The following is a 792-nucleotide window of genomic DNA, read 5'->3' on the forward strand; positions in this document are numbered from 1 at the left end:
GTGGTGGTCAGACTTGGTTGGCGCCGCCGTCGATGAAGATTTCGGTGCCGGTGATGTAGCTGGACTGGTCGGTGGCGAGGAAGAGGGCGAGGGAGGCGACTTCTTGGGGTTGGCCCATGCGGCGGAGGGGGACGCCGGCGGCGAGGGTGTCGCGGAGTTGGGCGGCTTGTTCGTCGTTGGGGGCGAGTCCGTCGATGCCGGGTGTGGCGATGGGGCCGGGGGCGATGGTGTTGACGCGGATGGTGCGGGTGCGTAGTTCGTTGGCCCAGGTGCGGGCGAAGGAGCGGATGGCGGCTTTGGAGGCGCCGTAGACGCCGAAGGCTTCGTTGCCGACGCTGGCGGCGGTGGAGCCGGTGAGGATGACGGAGGAGTGGTCGTTGAGGAGGGGCAGTGCCTTTTGGACGGTGAAGAGGACGCCCTTGACGTTGGTGTCGAAGGTGGTGTCGAAGTGTTCTTCGGTGACCTGTTCGAGGGTGGCGAATTCGCCGCCGCCGGCGTTGGCGAAGAGGACGTCGATGTGGTCGGTGTGGTCGGTGATGGTGGTGTAGAGGCGGTCGAGGTCGGTGAGGCTGGCGCTGTCGGCCTGGACGCCGATGACGTCGCCGCCGATCTCGGCGATGGCCTTGTCGAGGGTGTCCTTGCGGCGGCCGGTGATGTAGACGCGGGCGCCTTCCTCGCGGAAGCGGCGGGCTGTGGCCAGTCCGATGCCGCTGGTGCCGCCGGTGACGACCGCTGTCTTGCCGTCGAGCTGTCCCATGGTGGTCTCCTTGCTGGGGTGGTGGTCTGGTGGGG

General features: G+C 67.8%; 1 protein-coding gene. It reads right to left on the minus strand.

The annotated features are described in order from the left end of the window. Nucleotides 1-7: 7 nt before the first annotated feature. Nucleotides 8-757, minus strand: a complete 750-nt coding sequence (locus tag IE294_RS46960; protein WP_189895417.1) for an SDR family oxidoreductase — start codon at nucleotides 755-757, stop codon at nucleotides 8-10. Nucleotides 758-792 lie beyond the last annotated feature (35 nt).

It is taken from the genome of Streptomyces canarius (assembly GCF_014650735.1).
Taxonomy (GTDB): Bacteria; Actinomycetota; Actinomycetes; order Streptomycetales; family Streptomycetaceae; genus Streptomyces; species Streptomyces olivaceoviridis.

Coding starts and splice junctions, on each gene's coding strand:
- IE294_RS46960 (WP_189895417.1), bottom strand. CDS start 757: ATGGGACAGCTCGACGGCAAGACAGCGGTCGTCACCGGCGGCACCAGC.